The 18,873-nt window shown below is 69.1% G+C and carries 21 protein-coding genes and 1 tRNA gene; 4 read left to right on the top strand and 18 right to left on the bottom strand.

Annotated elements, in window-relative coordinates; translation table 11 throughout:
* Positions 1-17: 17 nt before the first annotated feature.
* The 12 genes from DJ018_RS04220 to DJ018_RS04165 are packed head-to-tail and all read right to left on the bottom strand — an operon-like array spanning position 18 to position 9,670.
* The gene (locus DJ018_RS04220) at positions 18-479 is read right to left on the bottom strand and encodes a hypothetical protein (protein ID WP_111513618.1); all 462 of its coding nucleotides are present in this window, start codon (positions 477-479) and stop codon (positions 18-20) included.
* Positions 476-1,072: a response regulator gene (locus tag DJ018_RS04215; RefSeq protein WP_111513617.1), complete on the bottom strand. Its 597-nt coding sequence runs from the start codon at positions 1,070-1,072 to the stop codon at positions 476-478. Before DJ018_RS04215 ends, DJ018_RS04220 begins: the two co-directional genes overlap by 4 nt.
* Positions 1,072-1,419, bottom strand: a complete 348-nt coding sequence (locus DJ018_RS04210; RefSeq protein WP_111513616.1) for a hypothetical protein — start codon at positions 1,417-1,419, stop codon at positions 1,072-1,074. The genes DJ018_RS04215 and DJ018_RS04210 overlap by 1 nt, the downstream gene beginning before the upstream one ends.
* An 11-nt stretch (positions 1,420-1,430) precedes the next feature.
* The gene (locus DJ018_RS04205; protein WP_111513615.1) at positions 1,431-1,985 is read right to left on the bottom strand and encodes a chemotaxis protein CheD; all 555 of its coding nucleotides are present in this window, start codon (positions 1,983-1,985) and stop codon (positions 1,431-1,433) included.
* Positions 1,986-1,987: 2 nt separating this feature from the next.
* A complete protein-coding gene (locus DJ018_RS04200; RefSeq protein ID WP_111513614.1) occupies positions 1,988-2,377 on the bottom strand; it encodes a response regulator in 390 nt (129 codons plus the stop codon).
* Positions 2,377-3,399, bottom strand: a complete 1,023-nt coding sequence (locus tag DJ018_RS04195) for a protein-glutamate methylesterase/protein-glutamine glutaminase (RefSeq protein ID WP_111513613.1) — start codon at positions 3,397-3,399, stop codon at positions 2,377-2,379. The genes DJ018_RS04200 and DJ018_RS04195 overlap by 1 nt, the downstream gene beginning before the upstream one ends.
* Positions 3,396-4,277, bottom strand: a complete 882-nt coding sequence (locus DJ018_RS04190; RefSeq protein ID WP_205853707.1) for a CheR family methyltransferase — start codon at positions 4,275-4,277, stop codon at positions 3,396-3,398. The genes DJ018_RS04195 and DJ018_RS04190 overlap by 4 nt, the downstream gene beginning before the upstream one ends.
* A complete protein-coding gene (locus DJ018_RS04185; protein WP_111514669.1) occupies positions 4,274-4,741 on the bottom strand; it encodes a chemotaxis protein CheW in 468 nt (155 codons plus the stop codon). The genes DJ018_RS04190 and DJ018_RS04185 overlap by 4 nt, the downstream gene beginning before the upstream one ends.
* Before the next feature lie 20 nt (positions 4,742-4,761).
* Positions 4,762-7,044 carry a chemotaxis protein CheA gene (locus DJ018_RS04180; RefSeq protein WP_111513612.1) on the bottom strand — a complete coding sequence of 761 codons (2,283 nt, stop codon included), beginning with the start codon at positions 7,042-7,044 and terminating at the stop codon, positions 4,762-4,764.
* 18 nt (positions 7,045-7,062) lie between these two features.
* The gene (locus DJ018_RS04175) at positions 7,063-7,428 is read right to left on the bottom strand and encodes a response regulator (RefSeq protein WP_111513611.1); all 366 of its coding nucleotides are present in this window, start codon (positions 7,426-7,428) and stop codon (positions 7,063-7,065) included.
* Entirely contained in the window at positions 7,425-7,724 is a 300-nt protein-coding gene (locus DJ018_RS04170) for an STAS domain-containing protein (protein WP_111513610.1), read from the bottom strand. The genes DJ018_RS04175 and DJ018_RS04170 overlap by 4 nt, the downstream gene beginning before the upstream one ends.
* 8 nt (positions 7,725-7,732) lie before the next feature.
* A complete protein-coding gene (locus DJ018_RS04165; protein WP_240609447.1) occupies positions 7,733-9,670 on the bottom strand; it encodes a methyl-accepting chemotaxis protein in 1,938 nt (645 codons plus the stop codon).
* 336 nt (positions 9,671-10,006) lie between these two features.
* On the opposite strand from DJ018_RS04165, the gene DJ018_RS04160 reads away from it, so the two are divergent.
* The gene (locus DJ018_RS04160) at positions 10,007-10,465 is read left to right on the top strand and encodes a MarR family winged helix-turn-helix transcriptional regulator (RefSeq protein WP_240609446.1); all 459 of its coding nucleotides are present in this window, start codon (positions 10,007-10,009) and stop codon (positions 10,463-10,465) included.
* Between the two features lie 172 nt (positions 10,466-10,637).
* On the opposite strand, the gene DJ018_RS04155 is transcribed toward DJ018_RS04160, so the two are convergent.
* From DJ018_RS04155 to DJ018_RS04145, 3 genes are read right to left on the bottom strand one after another with little or no spacing between them, the layout of a single operon-like run.
* A complete protein-coding gene (locus tag DJ018_RS04155) occupies positions 10,638-10,937 on the bottom strand; it encodes a hypothetical protein (RefSeq protein ID WP_111513608.1) in 300 nt (99 codons plus the stop codon).
* A gap of 56 nt (positions 10,938-10,993) precedes the next feature.
* Positions 10,994-11,275, bottom strand: a complete 282-nt coding sequence (locus DJ018_RS04150; protein WP_111513607.1) for a DUF167 family protein — start codon at positions 11,273-11,275, stop codon at positions 10,994-10,996.
* Positions 11,276-11,277: 2 nt separating this feature from the next.
* Positions 11,278-11,592 carry a YggT family protein gene (locus tag DJ018_RS04145; RefSeq protein ID WP_111513606.1) on the bottom strand — a complete coding sequence of 105 codons (315 nt, stop codon included), beginning with the start codon at positions 11,590-11,592 and terminating at the stop codon, positions 11,278-11,280.
* Between the two features lie 129 nt (positions 11,593-11,721).
* Between DJ018_RS04145 and DJ018_RS04140 the strand changes: the two genes are divergently transcribed.
* Both DJ018_RS04140 and DJ018_RS04135 read left to right on the top strand, forming a co-directional pair.
* Positions 11,722-11,797, top strand: a tRNA-Ala gene (locus tag DJ018_RS04140).
* A 192-nt stretch (positions 11,798-11,989) separates the two neighbouring features.
* Positions 11,990-12,772 (top strand): metallophosphoesterase family protein, encoded by a 783-nt coding sequence (locus tag DJ018_RS04135; protein ID WP_111513605.1) that lies wholly within the window; start codon positions 11,990-11,992, stop codon positions 12,770-12,772.
* A 39-nt stretch (positions 12,773-12,811) separates the two neighbouring features.
* On the opposite strand, the gene polA is transcribed toward DJ018_RS04135, so the two are convergent.
* The 3 genes from polA to DJ018_RS04120 are packed head-to-tail and all read right to left on the bottom strand — an operon-like array spanning position 12,812 to position 17,607.
* Positions 12,812-15,688 carry a DNA polymerase I gene (gene polA / locus DJ018_RS04130; RefSeq protein WP_111513604.1) on the bottom strand — a complete coding sequence of 959 codons (2,877 nt, stop codon included), beginning with the start codon at positions 15,686-15,688 and terminating at the stop codon, positions 12,812-12,814.
* Between the two features lie 31 nt (positions 15,689-15,719).
* Positions 15,720-16,790, bottom strand: a complete 1,071-nt coding sequence (locus DJ018_RS04125) for a glycosyltransferase family 9 protein (RefSeq protein WP_111513603.1) — start codon at positions 16,788-16,790, stop codon at positions 15,720-15,722.
* Positions 16,791-16,797: 7 nt separating this feature from the next.
* Entirely contained in the window at positions 16,798-17,607 is an 810-nt protein-coding gene (locus DJ018_RS04120; RefSeq protein WP_111513602.1) for an isocitrate lyase/PEP mutase family protein, read from the bottom strand.
* A gap of 120 nt (positions 17,608-17,727) precedes the next feature.
* Between DJ018_RS04120 and recF the strand changes: the two genes are divergently transcribed.
* Complete coding sequence (gene recF, locus DJ018_RS04115; RefSeq protein WP_111513601.1) at positions 17,728-18,867, top strand: DNA replication/repair protein RecF; 1,140 nt, start codon at positions 17,728-17,730, stop codon at positions 18,865-18,867.
* Positions 18,868-18,873 lie beyond the last annotated feature (6 nt).

Below are 18,873 nucleotides of genomic sequence, written 5' to 3'. Positions count from 1 at the left end.
CCGTCCTGTTCCTGGCCTCAGCCGATGCTGGTGGCGACCTGACGCAGGCCGGCCAACACCGCCTGGCGGTGCTCTGGCGAGTGTTCATCCGGCGCCCGCAGCAGGCGCAGGCCGTCCAGGTGCACTTCGATCATCCGCCAGTTGTGGCGCTCGCTGGTCTGCAGGCGGCTGATCAGCTCGCAAAGGCTGTAGGCAGCCTGCCCCAGCTCGGCCAGGCCGAACACGCCCGCCATGGCGACGACGCGGTTGCCGGCCGCGTACATGGCCCGCAAGGCTTCGGGATCGGCCCCCGCCCGCAGGCGCTCGCCGAGTTCGTAGATCTCGCGCAAGGTGGCGTCGATCTCGTTCAGCGTCGGCTGGCGCACCTGCTCCACGGCCGCGGTGGCGGTGCGGATCGCCTCCGACGCGGTCATGCCGCCCTTGGTGACCAGGCTCTTGGCCAGGCGGTTTTCGTACTTGAACACGTTGGCCTTGGTCACCCCGTGGCCCTTTTCGGATTGAACATCGCGTCGATGTCGGACTGAGAAAGATCGGGGCCGACCGCACGGCCGACCTCCGCGGACAGGTCGTCGTGGCGGCGGCCCTTGGTGCCCACCGGCGGGCCGAACATCTTGTGCCGCCGATCCGGGCCGGCGTAGGTGTCGCTGACCACGAACTGGCGCTCTTCCCGCGCCAGCCAGCTCACCCGGTCGAACATCACCTTCGGGGTGATCGGCTTGGCGACAATGAAGTTGGCGCCGGAGTCCCGCGCCCGCAGCACCACGCTCGGCGGGGTGTGGCCCGACACCAGCAGGATAGGGGCCAGGCGGTTGGGATTGTCGTCCATGCGGCGCACCCGGCTGACGAAGTCGAAGCCGGCGCCGTCGGCCATGTCGCTGTCGGCCACGATCAGGTCGAACGGCGCGCGCTTCACCGCCTCTTCCGCCTCGTCGATCAGCAGGAACTTGCGGATCGCCTTGACGCCGAAGCCGATGAAGACCTGGCCCAGGATGTCCAGTTCGCTTTGGTTGTTCTGGATCAGCAGAACCGTCGCCTTGGACAGGTTCAGCCGTGGCTCGCCCGTTCCGCTCATCAGGCGCCCCCGAACATCTCGAAGTCGCCGGACGCTCCTGCGCCAGGCGCCTCGTGCCCGATCAGCCGATGGGCGAGATCCGTCAGGGTGACGCCCGCCGCCGCCGCGCGGGGATCGACCATCGCATCGGCCGGTACGTCATCGGCCAGAGCCGACAGGTAGTGGCCCAGCGCGCCCAGGGTCTGGGTCATCAGGTCCAGCGCCTGGGCTTCCTCTACCAGGGCTGTTCCTTCCAGGGCCGGCGCAAGGTGATGCTGCAGCGCCTCGCACCGCCGCGCGAGGGCGGAAAGCTCGCTGGCGCAAGCTTCCATGGCCTGGGCGACCGACATGGCGGAGGCGGCGGTCATCACGGATCTCCTTAGAACAGCTCCAGGGCGCCGGTTTGGGCCGGCGCGGGCTTGGGCGTCCGCGTCTCGATGGCGATCAGTTCCTCGGCCTGCTTCGGCAGGAAGACCTGCCGGGCTCTGCCGCTGCCGGGCCAGTACTGGATGCGCCGCCCGCTGTCGCCGCGCAGCGAGCCGCCGACGTGCTGCAGGCCTTCGCGCCGGACGAACTCCTCGGCGAAGCCGGCGTTCAGCGCGCCCACGTCCGTCAGGCCCTTGATCAGCCGGGCGCCGCCGAACAGCTTCACCTCCAGCCGCTCGCGCCGCGCGCCGCGGCCCAGCAGGGCGTTGACCAACAGCTCCATGGCGTGGACGCCGTGGCGGACGGAGTCCGTCTCCCCAGGGCGCGCGCCGGGCAGCAGGAAGTGGTTCATGCCGCCCACGCCTGCGAGCGGATCGCGCATGCACGCCGACACGCAGCTTCCCAGGATGGTGGTCAGCACCGCCTCCGGATCATCGGTGACGTACTGCTCGCCCTGGACCACGTGGATTGGCCGCAGGCCGTCCAGACGCTGAAGCCCCCCGACCATCGTCACGTGAGCGGACCGAAGACCGCTTCGATCTTCTCCTTGAGCTGCGCCACGGTGAAGGGCTTCACCAGGTAGTTGTTGACCCCGAACTGCACCGCCCGCTGCACCAGCTCCTTGTCGGCGCGGCCGGTGAGCATGATGAAGGCGGTGCCGCGGATCGGCTCATGGCTGCGGATGGCCCGGAGCAGGCCCAGGCCATCCAGCTTGGGCATGTTGAAGTCCGAGATCACCAGATGGGTGGTGCCGGTGAGCACCTGGCGCAGGCCCGCTTCCCCGTCGCCGGCTTCGCGGATGTCCTTGAAGCCAAGCTGCTGGAGACCGGTGCGCACCAGAGAGCGCATGGTTTGCTGGTCGTCGACGACGACGACGCTGATGGAAGCCGCAGCAGGCATCAGACTCTCTCGATCGGGTTGGGGGCTTTCAGGAGTTCCGCGGCGATGCGCTCAAGGGGCGCCTGCCGCTCGACCGCGCCGAGCTCGAAGGCGGCCTTGGGCATGCCGTAGACGACGGAGCTGGACTCGTCCTGGCCGATGGTGCGGGCGCCGGCCTGGCGCATCTCCAGCAGGCCTTGGGCGCCGTCGCGACCCATGCCCGTCAGGATGGCGCCGACAGCGCGCGCGCCCGCCACCTTGGCGACGGAGCGGAACAGGACGTCCACGGAGGGACGGTGGCCGTTGACCGGCTCGCCGGGCTGCACCCGGCAGTACATCCGGCCGCGGCCGGCGACTTCCAGGTGGGCCGGCCCGCCGGCGGCGATGTAGATGCGGCCCGGCTCGATGGGGGCGCCTTCGTAGGCCTCCTCCACCTTGGGCTGGCACAGGCGGTCCAGCCGCTCGGCGAAGCTCTTCGTGAAGGTCGCGGGCATGTGCTGCGTCACCACGACGGGCGGGCAGTTCGCCGGGAAGCGGCTCAGAACGGTGATCAGGGCCTCGACGCCTCCTGTGGACGAGCCGATGGCGATCAGCCGGTCGTCGGGCGCTTCCAGGGGCGCCGGTGCGGCCGCGGCGGGCGTGGTGCGCAGCGGGCGAACCCGAGCGCGGGCGGCGGCCTTCACCTTCTCGGGCAGCTCGCGGAAGCCTTCCAGGCCTCCGGTCGACGGCTTGGCGATGCAGTCGATGGCGCCGAGCTCCAGGGCGGCCAAAGTCGCCTCGGCGCCCTTCACCGTCAGGGTCGAGACCATGACCACCGGCATCGGCCGCAGGCGCATGATCTTCTCGAGGAACTCGATGCCGTTCATGTTCGGCATCTCGACGTCGAGGGTGATGACGTCGGGATTGAGCTGCTTGATCGCCTCGCGCGCCTCGAAAGGATCGCCGGCCTGGCCGACGACCTCGATCTCGGGATCGCGCGACAGCACCGCGGAAATAAGGCTCCGCATGGTGGCGGAGTCATCGACGATAAGCGCCCGGATCATCGGCCGGCTCGCATGCGGTAGGTGGTGACGCCGTCGGTGTCGAGGCGGTCGGCGGCTTCGCCGGTGATCCGCTCCGAATGGCCGATGTAGAGCCGTGCGTCGGGCGCCATCAGCGGCAGGAAGCGCGAGAACACGCGCGCCTGCGTCGCTTCCTCGAAATAGATCACCACGTTGCGGCAGAAGATGGCGTTGAACTGCTTCTTCATGGGCCACTGGCCCATCAGGTTCAGCTCGTTGAACACCACCAGCTTGCGCAGCGGCTCGGACGCGCGCCAGCGGTCGCCTTCGCGCTCGAACCAGCGCGCGCGCATCTCGCCTGGCACCGGCGCCATGACGGAGGCGCCGTAGACGCCCGCCCGGCCCTCGGCCAGCATCTGGGTGTCGATGTCGGTGGCCAGGATGCGGATGTCGTGCTCCGGCGCTTCCGGCATCATCGACAGGATCGTCAGGGCGATGGAGTAGGGCTCCTGCCCGTTGGAGCAGCCGGCCGACCAGATCCGCACGCTGCCGCCGCGGCGGGCGGCGTTCAGCAGGGGCGGCAGCACCTGGCTCTTCAGGTGCTCGAAGTGGTGCGGCTCGCGGAAGAAGCGGGTGACGTTGGTGGTCAGCGCCACGATCATCTGCTGGCGCTCGTCGAGGCCGTCGGCCCCCTGCACCAGGGCGCAGTAGTCGCGGAAGTTTTCCAGGCCGAGGGCGCGCAGGCGCTTGGCCAGGCGCGAATAGACCAGGGTCGCCTTGGAGTCCGGCAGCGCGATGCCGGCGGCGTCGTGCAGGGTCGCCGCGATCGCCCGGAAGTCGTCGGCGGTGAACAGGAATTCGCCGTCGACCAGCCGTTCGCGCCGGTCCTCTCGTGCAGTCATGGTGGGCGGCGAGGTCATGCTGCGACTTCGAGGTCTTTCTCAGGCAGAACCCGATCGAGGCTGATGAACGAGACCATGCGTCCGTCGATCGCCAGCAAGCCGCGCACGAAGTTGCGCACCATCTCCGACGCCACGTCCGGGGTCGGCTGGATCATGTCGTCCGTGACCGTGAGGATGTCGGAGACCGCATCGACCAGCAGTCCGACGATCTGGTTCTGCACCTGGGCCACGATGATCACGTGTCGGGCGGTCGGGTCGGCCTGGCCGAGGCCCAGTCGCGAGCCCAGGTCGACGATCGGCAGAACCGCGCCGCGCAGGTTGATCACGCCGCGCACGAAGGGCGGCGCCTGGGGCAGGGCGGTGGCCGGCGTCCAGCCGCGGATCTCGCGGACATCCATGATGTCCACGCAGAATTCCTGGCTGCCGATGCGGAAGGAGATCAGCTCCCGGCCCATGCCGGCGTGGGTGAGTGGATCGCTCATCTGAGTCATCCCTAGGACGTTCATCCGGCTTGCAGCATGCGCGGCGCCTCGGTGCCGCGGGAGGCGGCCACCAGGGCGTCGATGTCGAGGATCAGGGCGACGCGGCCGTCGCCCAGGATGGTGGCCGCGGCGATGCCGGGCACACGGCGGTAGTTGGCTTCCAGGCTCTTGATCACCACCTGGCGCTGGCCCTGGATGGCGTCCACCAGCAGCACCGCGCGGCGGCCGCCTTCGCCTTCGATCAGCAGGGCCACGCCCTGTTCGGCGTCCAGCGGCTCGCTGCGGTAGCCCAGCGACAGGCCCACATCCACCAGCGGCACGTAGGAGCCGCGGATCGAGATCACCCGGGCGCCGTCGCCCAGGTTGCTGACGTCCGCCCGACGGGGCTGCAGGGTTTCGACGATGGCCGTCAGCGGCGCCACCAGCGTCTGCTGGCCCGCGGTGACCACCATGCCGTCCAGAACCGCCAGGGTCAGCGGCAGGCTCATGGTGAAGGTCGAGCCGAGGCCCGGGCGCGAGCTGATGGAGATGCGGCCGCCCAGTTCCTGGATCGAGCGCTTCACCACGTCCATGCCGACGCCGCGGCCCGAGATGTCGGAGATCGTCGCGGCGGTGGAGAAGCCGGGCAGGAAGATCAGGTTGTCGATCTCTTCGTCCGTCAGCGCGGCGTCCGCGGCGATCAGACCCTTCTCGATGGCGATGTTCTTGACCCGCTCGCGGTTGATGCCGCCGCCGTCGTCGGCGACTTCGATCACGATGCGGCCCGAGCGGTGCAGGGCGGACAGGCGCACCACCCCCTCGGGGTTCTTGCCGGCGGCGATGCGCTTCTCCGGGCTTTCCAGCCCGTGGTCGATCGCGTTGCGGATCATGTGGGTCAGCGGGTCGGTCAGGCGTTCGATGACCGTCTTGTCGACCTCGGTGCCTTCGCCGTCGGTGACCAGGCGGACCTGCTTGCCCACCACGGCGGCGACTTCGCGAACCAGGCGCGGCATGCGCTGGAACACCGATTTCACCGGCTGGGCGCGCATGGCCATGACGCTGTCCTGGATCTCGCGCGTCAGTTGCTCGAGCTCGTCCAGGCCGACGGCCACGCTGGAGGCCCGCGCCATGCCTGCTTCGGTCACGCGCTGGGCCAGCATGGCCTGGTTGATCACCAGTTCGCCCACCAGGTCGATGACCCGGTCGACGCGGTCGAGGTCGACCCGGATGGTGGCTGCGGCGGCCGCGGCCTTGGCTTCGCGGCCTTCCGGCGGGGCGGCGGCTGCCGGCGCTGGCGCAGGCGCAGCGGCGACGGGCGCGGCCGGGGCCGGCGCGATCACCGGGGCCGGTTGCTGCTCGGAGCTTTGCCCTACGGGCTCGGACGTCTCGGCGATCCCGCCTTGCGCCCGGCTGATCAGGGCGGCGATGTCCAGTTCGGCCTCGGCCGAGGCGATGGCGGCCACGTCATCGGCGCTCAGGCCGGACGCGTCCTCGCCCTCCGCCCCGATCGGCGCCACCGTCAGGTCGCAGTCGCTTTCCACGAAGTCGAACACTTCGCGGATGTCGCCTTCCGGCGCCGGGCCGCGGACCTTGATGTTCCATGACAGATAGGAGCCTTCGGGGTCGAGGTGCGGCAGCAGCGGCAGCTCGCTGGCGTCCAGCTCGACTTCCACGTCGCCCAGCCGCGCCAGTTCACGCAGCAGCAGGACGGTCTCATTGGCTTTCTTGTAGAGCTCGGCCTTCGGCTTGAAGGTGAGCGTCCAGCCGCCGGGCTCGGCCGGGGCGGGTTCGGGCTCCGGCTGGGCGGCGGCCAGCAGGGCCGCGATGTCCAGGTCCGGCGCGCCGGAGGCCGGGGCGTCGCCGATCGGCGGCAGGGCCACCTGCATCGGCTGGAACACCAGGCCGTCCATGCCGTCGTCGTCGGCGGCGGCCGTGTCCTCGATGCCGGTGATCTTCTTCAGCTCGGCCGAGCTGGTTTCGCAGCGCGCCGGGTCGACGAAGCCGCCGTCGCGGGCGGCGCGAACCAGGTCCGCCAGGATGTCGGCGGCCCGCAGCATGGGCTTCACCACCTCGGCGGTGGCGGCGAGGCGTCCGGCCCGGACCTCGTCCAGGGTGGTCTCGAAGACGTGGGCGAAGTGCACGAGATCGTCGAGGCCGAAGGCCCCGGCGCCGCCCTTCACCGAGTGCACGGCGCGGAAGACGGCGTTGACGGTTTCGCTGCTGTCATCGCCGGCATCCATCGCCAGCAGGCCGCTTTCCAGTTCGACGAGCTGTTCCTCGCACTCCTGGAAGAAGGTGGCCTTGATCTCCGCCATCGGGTCCATGGACGCAGTACCTCTGTTTTAGGCGGCCACGCGGCGGATTGCGTCCACCAGCTTCTCGGAATTGAATGGCTTCACGATCCAGCCGGTCGCTCCCGCGTCGCGAGCCCGCATCTTCTTCTCGGGCGAGGACTCGGTGGACAGCACCAGGATCGGCACGGCGCGATGCTTCGGGTCGGCGCGAACGCCTTCGATGAAGCCGTAGCCGTCCATGCGCGGCATGTTGATGTCGGTGATGATCACGTCGGGCGTCTCGCCCGCCAGGACCTCCAGGCCATGCACGCCGTCTTCGGCCTGCACGACTTTGAAGCCGGCGTCGACGAGGGCCATGCGCAGCATGTCGCGCATGGTGCGGGAGTCATCGACCGTCAGGATGGTCTTGCTCATGCGAGCTCCACGGGTTGGAAATACTGCTCAAGAGGCGCCCCAAGCAGGGCGAGAGTGGACTCAAATTCTGAAGACGGACTAACCAAGGCGAAGGCTGCGCCGTCGGCCTCCCAGGTGGCCCGCGCCGACAGCAGCACCTGCAGGCACTGGGCGCCCAACCGCTCCACGGCGGACGCGTCCACCTCGAGGGTCTGGCCCCGGAGGGCCAGAAGTTCGTTGGCGAGCGGGGTCGCGGCGTTCAGGTCCAGGACCTGTGAGAGCCGTACGACGCTCGATGGGGGTGACGTGGTTGCCATGGCTCGCCTCAGAATTCTTCCCAGGTGTCGTGAGCGTGGACCGGTTGGGGCTTGCGCAACGCGCCGCCGCCGCCGGCGTGGGTGGACAGGGTCTTGAGACCCGGTTGGGCCGCCGCGGACTTCGCCGGAGCGGCTGCGGGCGCCGGAGCGCCTCGCCGGGTCGGAGACACGATGCTCGGTGCGCCCACCTGGAAGCGGCCCACGAGGCGGGCCAGCTCTTCGGTTTCCTGGGACAGGGAATGGCTCGCGGCAGTCGATTGCTCGACCATCGCGGCGTTCTGTTGGGTGACCTGATCCATCTGGTTCACCGCCGTATTCACCTGCTGCAGGCCGGTCGCCTGCTCCTGAGCCGAGGCCGCGATTTCCGAGACCACGCTATTGATGTCCGCGACCTGGGTGACGATACGGTTAAGAGCCTCGCCGGTTTGACCGACCAAAGTTACGCCCTGCTCGACCTGGGTGCTGGACGCGGAGATCAGCGTCTTGATCTCCTTGGCGGCGTCGGCCGAGCGCTGGGCCAGCGCCCGCACCTCGGAGGCGACCACCGCAAAGCCCTTGCCCGCATCCCCGGCGCGCGCGGCTTCCACCCCCGCGTTGAGGGCCAGCAGGTTGGTTTGGAAGGCGATCTCGTCGATCACCCCGATGATGTTGCCGATCTGATTCGAGGACTGCTCGATGCCGGTCATGGCGCTGATCGCCTGGCGCACCACCTCGCCGGAATGTTCGGCGTCGCGCTTGGCGGTGGAGACCACCTCGCGAGCGTGATTCGCGCCCTCGGACGTCTTGCGAACCGTGGCGGTGATCTCGTCCAGGGCCGCCGCCGTCTCTTCCAGGCTCGCTGCCTGCTGCTCGGTGCGGCGTGACAGGTCCTCGGACGCCTGGCTGATCTCGTCGGTGCCCGAGCGGATGCCGTGGGCCGCCCCGCTGATCACCTTCATGGTGTCCTGCAGGGTCTGCATGGCTTCGTTGAAGTCGGCCCGCAGCTTTTCGTACTCGGCCGGGAAGGCCTGATCGATGCGGAAGGTCAGCTCGCCCTTGGACAGCTTCTCCAGGCCCGAAGCCACGTTCTCCACCACGTCGGACAGCTGGCGGGCGGCTTCGGCCTTGGCCGCCTCGGTGCGGCGACGCTCCTCTTCGGCCGCCTTGTGCTGTTCGGCGGTCATGCCTTCCAGGCGCAGCTTCTCGATCGCCGCGTCCTTGAAGCTCTGCACCGCCCCGGCCATGTCGCCGATCTCGTCCTTGCGGCCCGCGCCCGGCACTTCGACGGTGTTGTCGCCCGCGGCCAGCTTGCGCATGGCGTTGGTCATCCGCACCACGGGCTGGGCGACGGTCTTGGCCAGCAGCCAGGCGATCATCAGCGAGCTGATCAGGGCGACCACGGCCCCGCCGATCAGCACGAAGGTCGCCGTTCGGATGTCCTCCTTCTGGGCCTCCATCCGCTCGTTCTGAATCTTGTCCTGATCGCGGGAGATCTCGTCGATGGCCGCGCGCAGAGCGCCCAGCGTCTTCTTGCCCATGATCTCGTAAGCCTGCGGCCGCGTCGCCGGGTCTCTGGACAGCTCCAGCGGGCGCTCGCCGTACTCCACCCGCCAGGCGGCGAACTGCTCCTTCAGCTTCAGCGCCCGTTCCTTTTGCTCCGGGCTGCTGGTCAAGCTGGCGAAGTGGTCGATCGCCTTGTCCACCGCGGCGGCGTTCTCTTGGTACGTCTCCAGGAACGCGGGGTCGTTGGCCAACACGAAGCCGCGGATAGCGTTTTGCTGCTCAACCAGCCCGCGGAACATGACCTGGACGTCCATCGACAGGTCGTAGGTGCGGTCGTTCTTCTCCGACGCCACGCGGATCTCGTTGATCTTCGCGAGGACCAGCGCATCGCCAGCCATGGTCACTAGGACGAGGGCGGTGAAGGCGAGGATCAGTTTCCAGGAGAACTTAAGGTTATTCAGCACGAGTAGCGGCTCCATAGCGCAACGAGTCTTCTGACGTCGGTGCGCGAATTGGAGATTTCGCTCGTTATGAATCAGTTACTTAGCTGGTTAAGCATTGTCCTTGGCCAGTTGGGCGACGCCGCGTGCTGAGCGGATGCAACCTGCTGAACTCCCTTATTGATAGGTGTGTGGTATCGGCGTTCGCCGGGTTTACTTACCTGGCGTTGTGTTTGCCCCGTTTGTCCGGGCAGATTGTCGCACTTGCATACAAGAGGCTGGGGTTCACTAACGGGCCCGGCGTTTCCTCATGTACCCGGACGGTTCCGGGATGGCGTTCAATGTTCAGGAGCTTCGAGGGTGCAAGGTCTCAGTATGCAGAACTGCGGCGACGACATGCGGTCCGCGGTGGCTCAGGGCCTTCAACTTGCCGGGCGCCGCTGGCGCGCGCGTCTTAATGAGCGGCTCAAGATCATCGGCCAGACCGACGCACGCTGTGCCGCTTTGGTTGAGATCGCCGGCTCCTCCAGCGGCGTGGTCCAACGCGAACTGTCCCAGCGTCTTGGCGTGGAAGAGCCCACCATCGTGCGGCTGATCGATGCGCTGGAAGCGCAGAACTGGGTGGAGCGGCGCGCGCACAGCGGTGATCGCCGCGCCAAGGTGGTGCATCTGAAGCCGGGCGCCGAGCCGGTGATCGACCAAGCCCAGGAGATCGTCGCCGATCTTCAGGAAGAGCTGTTCGCCGACATGGATCCGGCCGACCTGGCCGCGACCTTGCGGGTGCTGGAAACCCTGTCGCGCAAGCTCGAGCGCGCCTGACGCCACAGGCCTGGGCGCCCACTTAAGGAAGATCGGCCCGACCTTGGTCGGGGGGATGCCAGGGGTGTGGGCCGGGCCGATCTGGACTGCTCGATCCGACAGGAAGGATCAGAGCCGTCCGGGCCATCAACACGCCTCAAAAGAGCATGTTCCGGCCCGTCCGGAGAAAAATTCAGCTTCCCAGGCGGTTGCCCCGCTCGCCCAGCCGTTCGCCGGTCTGGGCCTCGCCGGACAGATCCTTGGACGGGTGGCCATCCAGGCTGCCGTGGTTTTGGTCAGCCATCCGGTCAATGGCTTCTTCGGTCTGCAGGCGCGGGTCGCGCACCGCGCCGCCTTCCTCCGGCGCGTGCGCCGCTTCGGTGTCGGACGGGCCTGCGTCCGCGAAAGACGGGTTCTCCTGCGGCGTCAGGCGGGTGTCGGCCGTAGGGCTGGTCTGGCCGGACATGTTGGGCTGGGACTGGTTCTCGGGCATGGCGGGCCTCCGTTGATGGTCGGCAAGGAAGCGGGTGCGGGCGCCGGTTGTTCCCGTCAGCCGGGCGGCGCCCCGAAGGCGCGGGCCAGGTCCTCGGGCGTCACGCCTTCGGCTTCGATCTGCTTCAGGCGGGATGTGTCGCCGCGCGCCAGGCTCAGGCGCGACTTGGGGATGCCCAGGCTCTTGGCCAGCAGAGCCAGCACGGCCGCATTGGCCGCGCCTTCGCTGGCCGCCGCCGACACGCGGACCTTCAGCACGGGCCGTCCGGCCTCGTCCCTGGTCCAGCCGTCGATCGCATCACGTCCGCCGCGGGGCGTCGCCCGCACGGCCAGGCGCATGCCTAGCCGAGCACCGACATCAGATAGTACTTCAGCGGCGTCAGCAGCTTGGAGCTGGCCAGCTGCAGCACGATGATCACGATGATCGGGCTGATGTCCACGCCGCCCAGCGGCGGGATGATGCGCTGGAACGGCGCCATCACAGGCGCGGTCACCCGGTCCAGGAAACGCACCACGTTGTAGACGAAGCTGTTGCGGACATTGATCACGTTGAAGGCGATCAGCCACGACAGCACGGCATTGATGATCAAGGCCCAGATGAAGAGCTGAATCAGCGCCTGGAGCAGCGAGATCGCGAAGTCGACGATGGCGGCCATGCGCCGCTTCTAGCGATCTTTCGCCGCAACGCAAAGCCGCCGCCGCCCCGGCCGCCGGTTGTTCGGCAGGCTGACCCGCAATGGCCGCTTGACAGCGCACCCAACACGCGACTTATTCCGCGCCTTCCTGGGGCCGTAGCTCAGTTGGTAGAGCGCCTCGTTCGCAATGAGGAGGTCAGGGGTTCGACTCCCCTCGGCTCCACCAGGAACCTTCTCGCACATCGGCGACATTGACCGCCTCGGTCAGCTGATGGAGCGCTTCTTGATTGCGCAACCGGCCGCGGCACGACGTCCACACGACATCGCAGCCTAGCTTTCAGACGCCCTTGCGTTGTAGGTGGGCGACACGGGGCCTATCCTGGGCTCAATCCACGGGCGTAAGCCGGAAGAGTTCGCCGTGTTCTCCCGACTGTTGGGCCAGAAGCGTTCCCGTGAAGTCCTGCCGTCCACCGGCGGGCGGCTCGTCTATGCGGTAGGCGACGTTCATGGCCGCCTGGACGTGTTGCAGATGCTGGTCCGCGACATCGCCAACGATGTGCTGGCCACCCGCCCGCCCGAGCGGCCGGTCCTGATCTTCCTGGGCGACTACGTGGATCGTGGTCCCGACAGCCGCGGCGTCGTCGATCTGATCCTGACCCTGAAGTCCGACCCGGCCTTCGACGTCACCGTGCTGAAGGGCAACCACGAGGAAGCCCTGATGCAGTTCGTGCAGGACCCGGGCTTCGGCTCGACCTGGCTCGATCACGGCGGCGGGGCGACCCTGGCGGCCTATGGCGTGCAGCCGCCGTCCACCCGCATGGACTCCGACACCTGGGCCGCGACCCGGGACGCCCTCAACGCCGCTCTACCGGCCTCGCACCGCGCCTTCTACCAGCAACTCGAGCTCATGCGCGTGGTGGGCGACTACGCCTTCGTCCACGCGGGTGTGCGGCCGGGCGTGGCGCTGGAAGACCAGTCCGAACGCGACCTGCTCTGGATCCGCCACGAGTTCATCCGCGACCGCGGCCCCTTCGGCAAGGTGATCGTCCACGGGCACACCCCGTCCGAAGAGGCGCAGCTCACGCCCTGCCGGATCGGCATCGACACTGGAGCCTACGCCACCGGCGTGCTGACCGCCGTGCGCCTGTATGGCGACAGCCAAAGCCTGATCCAGGCCCGCAGCCAGCGCCGCATCGGCTGAGCCTCTCTCCTCCTGGCTAAGCACGGGCGTGCATCGGCCCTAGTGCGCGTCGTCCCAGTTGGCGGCCGCGCGGGCTTCCACCACAAGCGGCACGGACAGCGAGATCGCCGGCTCGGCCGCCCGCTCCATCACCTGCTTGGCCACTTCGATGACCCGGTCGGCTTCAGCCTCGGGCGCTTCGAACACCAGTTCGTCGTGCACCTGCAGCAGCATCCTGGCCTGCAGCCCCGCCTTCTCCAGCGCGCCCGGCATGCGGATCATCGCCCGGCGGATCACGTCGGCGGCCGCGCCCTGGATCGGCGCGTTGATGGCGGCGCGGTCGGCGAAGCTGCGTTCCGCCTGGCTCTTGCCGCGGGCCGCCGGGATGTGGACCTTGCGCCCGAAGATGGTGGTGACGAACGCCTCTGCCCGGACCTGCTGCTGCATGCGATCCATGTAGCTGCGGATCCCGGGGAACCGCTCGAAGTAGGTCTTGATGTAGGCGCTGGCCTCTTCGCGCGGGATCGACAGCTGGTTCGAGAGCCCGAAGGCCGAGATGCCGTAGACGATGCCGAAGTTGATGGCCTTGGCGCGCCGCCGCGTCTCCGCGGGCATGCCTTCCACCGGCACGCCGAACATCTCCGACGCGGTCATGGCGTGGATGTCGAGGCCCTCGGCGAACGCCCGCTTCAGCTGCGGAATGTCGCCGATGTGGGCCAGCAGGCGCAGCTCGATCTGGCTGTAGTCGGCGCTGATCAGCACATGACCCGGCTCGGCGATGAAGGCGCGGCGGATCTTGCGACCTTCCTCCGTGCGAATCGGGATGTTCTGCAGGTTGGGGTCCGACGACGCCAGGCGCCCGGTGGTGGCCGCCGCCAGGCTGAAGGAGGTGTGCACCCGCCCCGTCTTCGGCGAGATCGCCTCGATCAGGTTGTCCGTGTAGGTGCCCTTCAGCTTCGACAGCTGGCGCCAGTCCAGCAGGGTGCGCGGCAGCTCGTGGCCTTGCGCCGCCAGGTCTTCCAGCAGGGAGGCGTCTGTCGACATGGCGCCGGTGGCGGTCTTCTTGCCGCTCGACAGCCCCATCTCCGCGAACAGGATCTCGCCGATCTGCTTGGGCGAGCCCAGGTTGAACGGCCGCCCGGCCAGTTCGTGCGCCTTGGTCTCCAGCTCGGCCATCCGGACTGAGAAGTCGTTGGACAGAATGCGCAGCTGCTCGGGGTCGACCTTGACGCCCGCCAGCTCCATGTCGGCCAGCACCTTGGGCATTGGCCGCTCGACCGTCTCGTAGACGCCCAGCAGACCTTCGTGCGCCAGGCGCGGCCGCAGGTGCTCGTACAGGCGCAGGGTGACGTCGGAGTCCTCGGCCGCGTAGCAGGTCGCCTCGCTCAGAGCCACGTGCTTGAAGCTCTTCTGCCCCTTGCCCGTGCCGGCCACCGTCTTGAAGCTGATGGGTTCGTGCTCCAGCCACCGCTTGGACAGCTCGTCCATGCCGTGGCTCTTGTGCAGCCCGCCTTCCAGCACGAACGAGATCAGCATGGTGTCCTCGATGGGACCCACCTCGATCCCGTATCGCGACAGCACCGCCATGTCGTATTTGGCGTTCTGCGCCACTTTCAGCACCGAGGGGTCTTCCAGCAGGGGCTTCAGGCGGGCGATCACCTCCTCGCAGGGGATCTGCTCCAGGTGCTCCTTGGCCTCAAAGTCGAGGCCGCCGTCGCTTTCGTGCTGATGCCCCACCGGAATGTAGCAAGCCTCGCCCGGCGCAACGGCCAGGGACACGCCGCAAAGCTCGGCGCTGGCTGACGACAGGGCGTCCGTCTCGGTGTCGAACGCAACGATCCCCGCCGTGCGGGCGCGGGCGATCCAGGCGTCCAGGGTCTCCACGTCGCGAACGCACTGGTAGGCGTTGACGTCGATGGCGCCGTGCTGCGGCCGGGCGGGCGCCTTGGCTTCCGCGGTGGGCGTGGCGGGCGCGCCGGCGCCCGACTTGGCGTCCGTGATGCGGCGAGCCAGCGTGCGGAAACCCATGTCCTCCAGGAACGCCGCAAGCTCGGGGCCCGGCTCCTGCACCGCCAGGCTGTCGATCGGCTCGGGCAAGGGCGTGTCGCAGTCCAGCCGAACCAGCTCACGCGACAGCCGGATCTGGTCGGCGAAGTTGATCAGCGTTTCGCGACGCTTCTGCTGCTTGATCTCTCCGGCGCGCGCCAGAAGCGTGTCGATGTCGCCGTATTCGAGGATCAGCGCCGACGCGGTCTTGATGCCGATCCCCGGCGCGCCCGGCACGTTGTCCACCGAATCGCCGCAGAGCGCCTGCACATCGACGACCTTCTCCGGCGGGACGCCGAATTTCTCGACGACCTGTTCAGGTCCGATCTTCACGTTCTTCATGGTGTCGAGCATCGACACCTGCGGCCCGACCAGTTGCATCAGGTCCTTGTCGGACGAGACGATGACCACCTCGCCGCCCAGGTCTCGCACCTTGCAGGCGTAGGCGGCGATGAGGTCGTCGGCTTCGTAGCCGGACAGCTCCAGACACGGCACGCCGAACGCTCGCGTGGCTTCCCGCACCAGCGGAAACTGCGGAACCAGATCCTCCGGCGGCGGCGGACGGTGCGCCTTGTAGTCGGCGTAGAGATCCTTGCGGAACGTCTGCTCGGACTTGTCGAACACCACAGCCAAGTGGGTAGGCGCCTCGTCGGAGGCTTTCATATCCACCAGCAGCTTCCAAAGCATGTTGCAGAAGCCAGACACGGCGCCGATCGGCAGGCCGTCGCTCTTGCGGGTCAGCGGCGGCAGGGCGTGGAACGCCCGGAAAATGAAGCCCGAGCCGTCGATCAGATAGAGCCGGACCTTCGGCCCGTCCTGCGTCGGCTCACGCGGGATCTCGTCCAGGGTCACGGGCGCGGAAGCGTCGGCGGCGTCGAGGATGTCGGTCATGGGCGGAAGATAGGGCCGCCGAGCGCTCAGGTCATCTGCGACCGTTCAGGCCAGCGGCATCTTCCAGCACCTGGTCCACCACCTCGGCCCATCGCCCTTCGCCCGGCTGGCGGTAGAGCCGCATGCTCTCGTACCAGGGCGTGTCGCGCCTTCCGTGCATCCAGCGCCAGTCGGTGCCCACCGCCGGCAGCAAGGTCCAGCACGGCCGGCCCAGGGCGCCCGCCAGGTGCGCCGCCGAGGTGTCCACCGAAATGACGAGATCGAGCCCGGCGATGATCTTGGCGGTGTCGGCGAAGTCCCGCGCCCCGGTGCTGGCCGGCGACAAGTCGATCGTCCCTGGCAGGGCGTGCAGCCGCGCCGCCTGCTCGGCCGGCAGGGATCGGTGAGCGTCGTTGCCATGCTCCGGATTACCGGCTGTCATCACCCCGATCCGGGCGCCCGCCGGCGGGGAGGGGCCCTCCTGGGGGGCTCGCAGATAAGCCCCGCCCGGGATGTCGCCGACCTCCAAGCCCATGCGCCCGGCTAGCGAACAGAACATCACCCAGTAGTCCGGGTCGGGGAACTCCACCGGGCCGTCCGCCGGCCTCACGTCGACGCCCGGCCACTGCGACAGCAGCCGCTCCAGCCCCGGCCGGCAGAACACCGTCAGCTCCGCCCCCCGAGCCTGCAGCATCGGCAGGAAGCGGGCGAACTGGATCTGGTCGCCGAACCCCTGCTCGGGCCACACTAGCAGCCGCTTTCCGGCGATCGGCTCGCCTCGCCACTCCGCAAACGGCAACGGCGGCTTGGCCATCCGCGCCAGCTGGTGCCGCGCTTCCCAGTAGGCGAAGCCTTCCCGGTAGCGCCCCTGCTCAAGCAGCACCGACGCCAGGCCCCGGGCCGAGGCGTCCGCCGACCCATCCCGCGCCAGAGCCGCGCGATACAGCGCCTCCGCCTCGGCAAGGTCGCCCGCCAGCACCCTCAGGCCCGCCAGGTAGTGCAACGGCTCAGGCCGCTCCGGAGCCGCCTGGATCGCCTGCCGGTAAAGCGCTTCGGCCTCGCCCCGCCGCCGGCTTCCCCGCGCGGCGTCAGCCTGCGCCATCAGCGCGTCGTAGTCGGCCATCGCTGCTTCAGTCCGCAAAGCGCGCGTTGAGGTCCGGCAGCCCCTGGCCCGCCGCGGCCAGGGCTGAGCTGTCGCCGCTCGCCAGATAGTCCGCCACCTGCGCGGCCATGGCGGCATAGGCGACGCGGAACGGCGCCGTCGCGGAGCTCAACCGGCGAACGCCCAGCGCCTGCAGTCGCGCCGCCGAGGGCGCGCCGGCCCGTCCCATCACGTTCAGAGGCAGGCGCACCGCATCAGCCAGCCGGCCGATGAGGTCCTCGTCCGTCGGCCCTGGGATGAAGATCCCGCTCGCCCCGGCTGCGCGATAGAGCTCGGCCCGGGTGATCGCTTCCACGTAGGCCGCGTGCCCCTCGCTCAGGTTCCGCAGGTAGACGTCCGTGCGGGCGTTGATGAACAGCGCCGCGCCTTCCGCTTCCGCCGCCTTGCGCGCAGCTTCCACCTTGCGGGCGGCGAGATCCGGCGTGCGCAGGCCGTCCTCCAGGTTGATCCCCACCGCGCCCGCGCCGATCACCCGCCGCACGGTGTCGGCCAGCTCTTGGAGGTCGTCGGTGTAGCCGCCCTCGATGTCGGCGCTCAGCGGGACGGTGAGGTTCCGGGCCGCCGCCTCGATTGTGGCGATCAGCCGGTCCAGCGGCAGGGCGTCTCCATCCGGGTAGCCGTGCGCCCAGGCCACCGCCGCCGACGAGGTCGCCACCGCCTTGGCTCCCGCCGCTTCCATCAGAGCCGCGCTGGCCGCGTCCCACGCGTTGGGCAGCACCAGGATCTCGGCGCCGCGGTGCAGGGCGGCGAACCGCTCGGCCTTGTCGGTCTGGTTCATTGGCGGCCCCCCGGCTCAAAAGCTCGCCGCGAACATAGGCGCAAGCTTTGCGGCCATGCACGCGGAAACCGGACGTGGAGGTTCTCTCCCGCGATCTCCAAAACCCTGTATGACCGGGCGGTGACCTCCACGGCCCTCACACGCCTGATCCTCACCGACTTCCGCTCGTACGAGCGGGCGGAGCTCGCGCTCACCGGCCGGCCCGTGTTCCTGGTGGGCCCCAACGGCGCGGGCAAGACCAACCTCCTGGAGGCCGTCAGCTTCTTCATGCCCGGCAAGGGTCTGCGCGGCTCCAGCCTTGCGGAGGTGGGCCGCCGTCTGCCGGGCGAGCGCACCGGCCGCGCCTGGGCCGTGGCCGCCACGGTGCAGTCCGGCGAAGACGAGGTGCGCCTGGGCACCGGCGTCGAGCAGGCCGGCGCCAGCCGCCGCATCGTCCGCGTCGAAGGCGAGCCCGCCCCGCCCGGCCGTCTCGCCGACCACGTCCGCCAGGTCTGGCTCACCCCGGCCCAGGACCGTCTGTTTCTGGAAGGCGCCGGAGATCGCCGCCGCTTCTTCGACCGCCTGGTGTTCGCCGCCGAGCCGCGCCACGCCGCCCACGCCGCGGCCTACGAGAAGGCCCAGCGCGAGCGGATGCGCCTGCTCACCGACGGCCCTGCCGATCCCGCCTGGCTGGACGCTCTGGAAGCCCGCCTGGCCGAAGCCGGCGCCCTTATGGCCGACTCCCGCGCCCGCGCCCTGGAGGCGCTGCAGGCCGAGATCGACAGCCGCGGCGAGCGCCCGTTCCCCCAGGCCCGCCTCGCCCTCACCGGCGACTGGGAGCAGATGGCCGGCGCGGGGGCGGAGATCGCCGACATCGAGGCCCGTCTCGCCGCTGCCCTGCGCCAGGCCCGCGAGCGCGACGCCGCGGCGGGCCGGGCCCTCACCGGCCCGCACCGCGGCGACCTTGCGGTGGTGCACGCCGAAAAAGATCGCCCGGCCGCCGAATGCTCCACCGGCGAGCAAAAGGCTCTGATCCTGAACCTGGTCCTGGCCCAGGCCGCGCGCCTGGCTCGCGCGCCCGGCCAGCCCGGCCCCATCCTTTTGCTGGACGAGGTCGCCGCCCACCTCGACCGCCGCCGCCGCACCGCCTTGTTCGACGAGATCGAGGCCCTCGGCCTGCAGGCCTTCCTCACCGGCACCGACGAGCACCTCTTCGAAGGCCTCGCCGGCCGCGCCCAGGGCTTTGCGGTGGACTCCGCAGGGCTTACGGAGATCGGCTGAGGGAGC

This window comes from Phenylobacterium deserti (genome assembly GCF_003254705.1).
Taxonomy (GTDB): Bacteria; Pseudomonadota; Alphaproteobacteria; order Caulobacterales; family Caulobacteraceae; genus Phenylobacterium; species Phenylobacterium deserti.
Note: the sequence above shows the minus strand (reverse complement) of the source record. Positions and strands in the feature narration are given on the sequence as shown.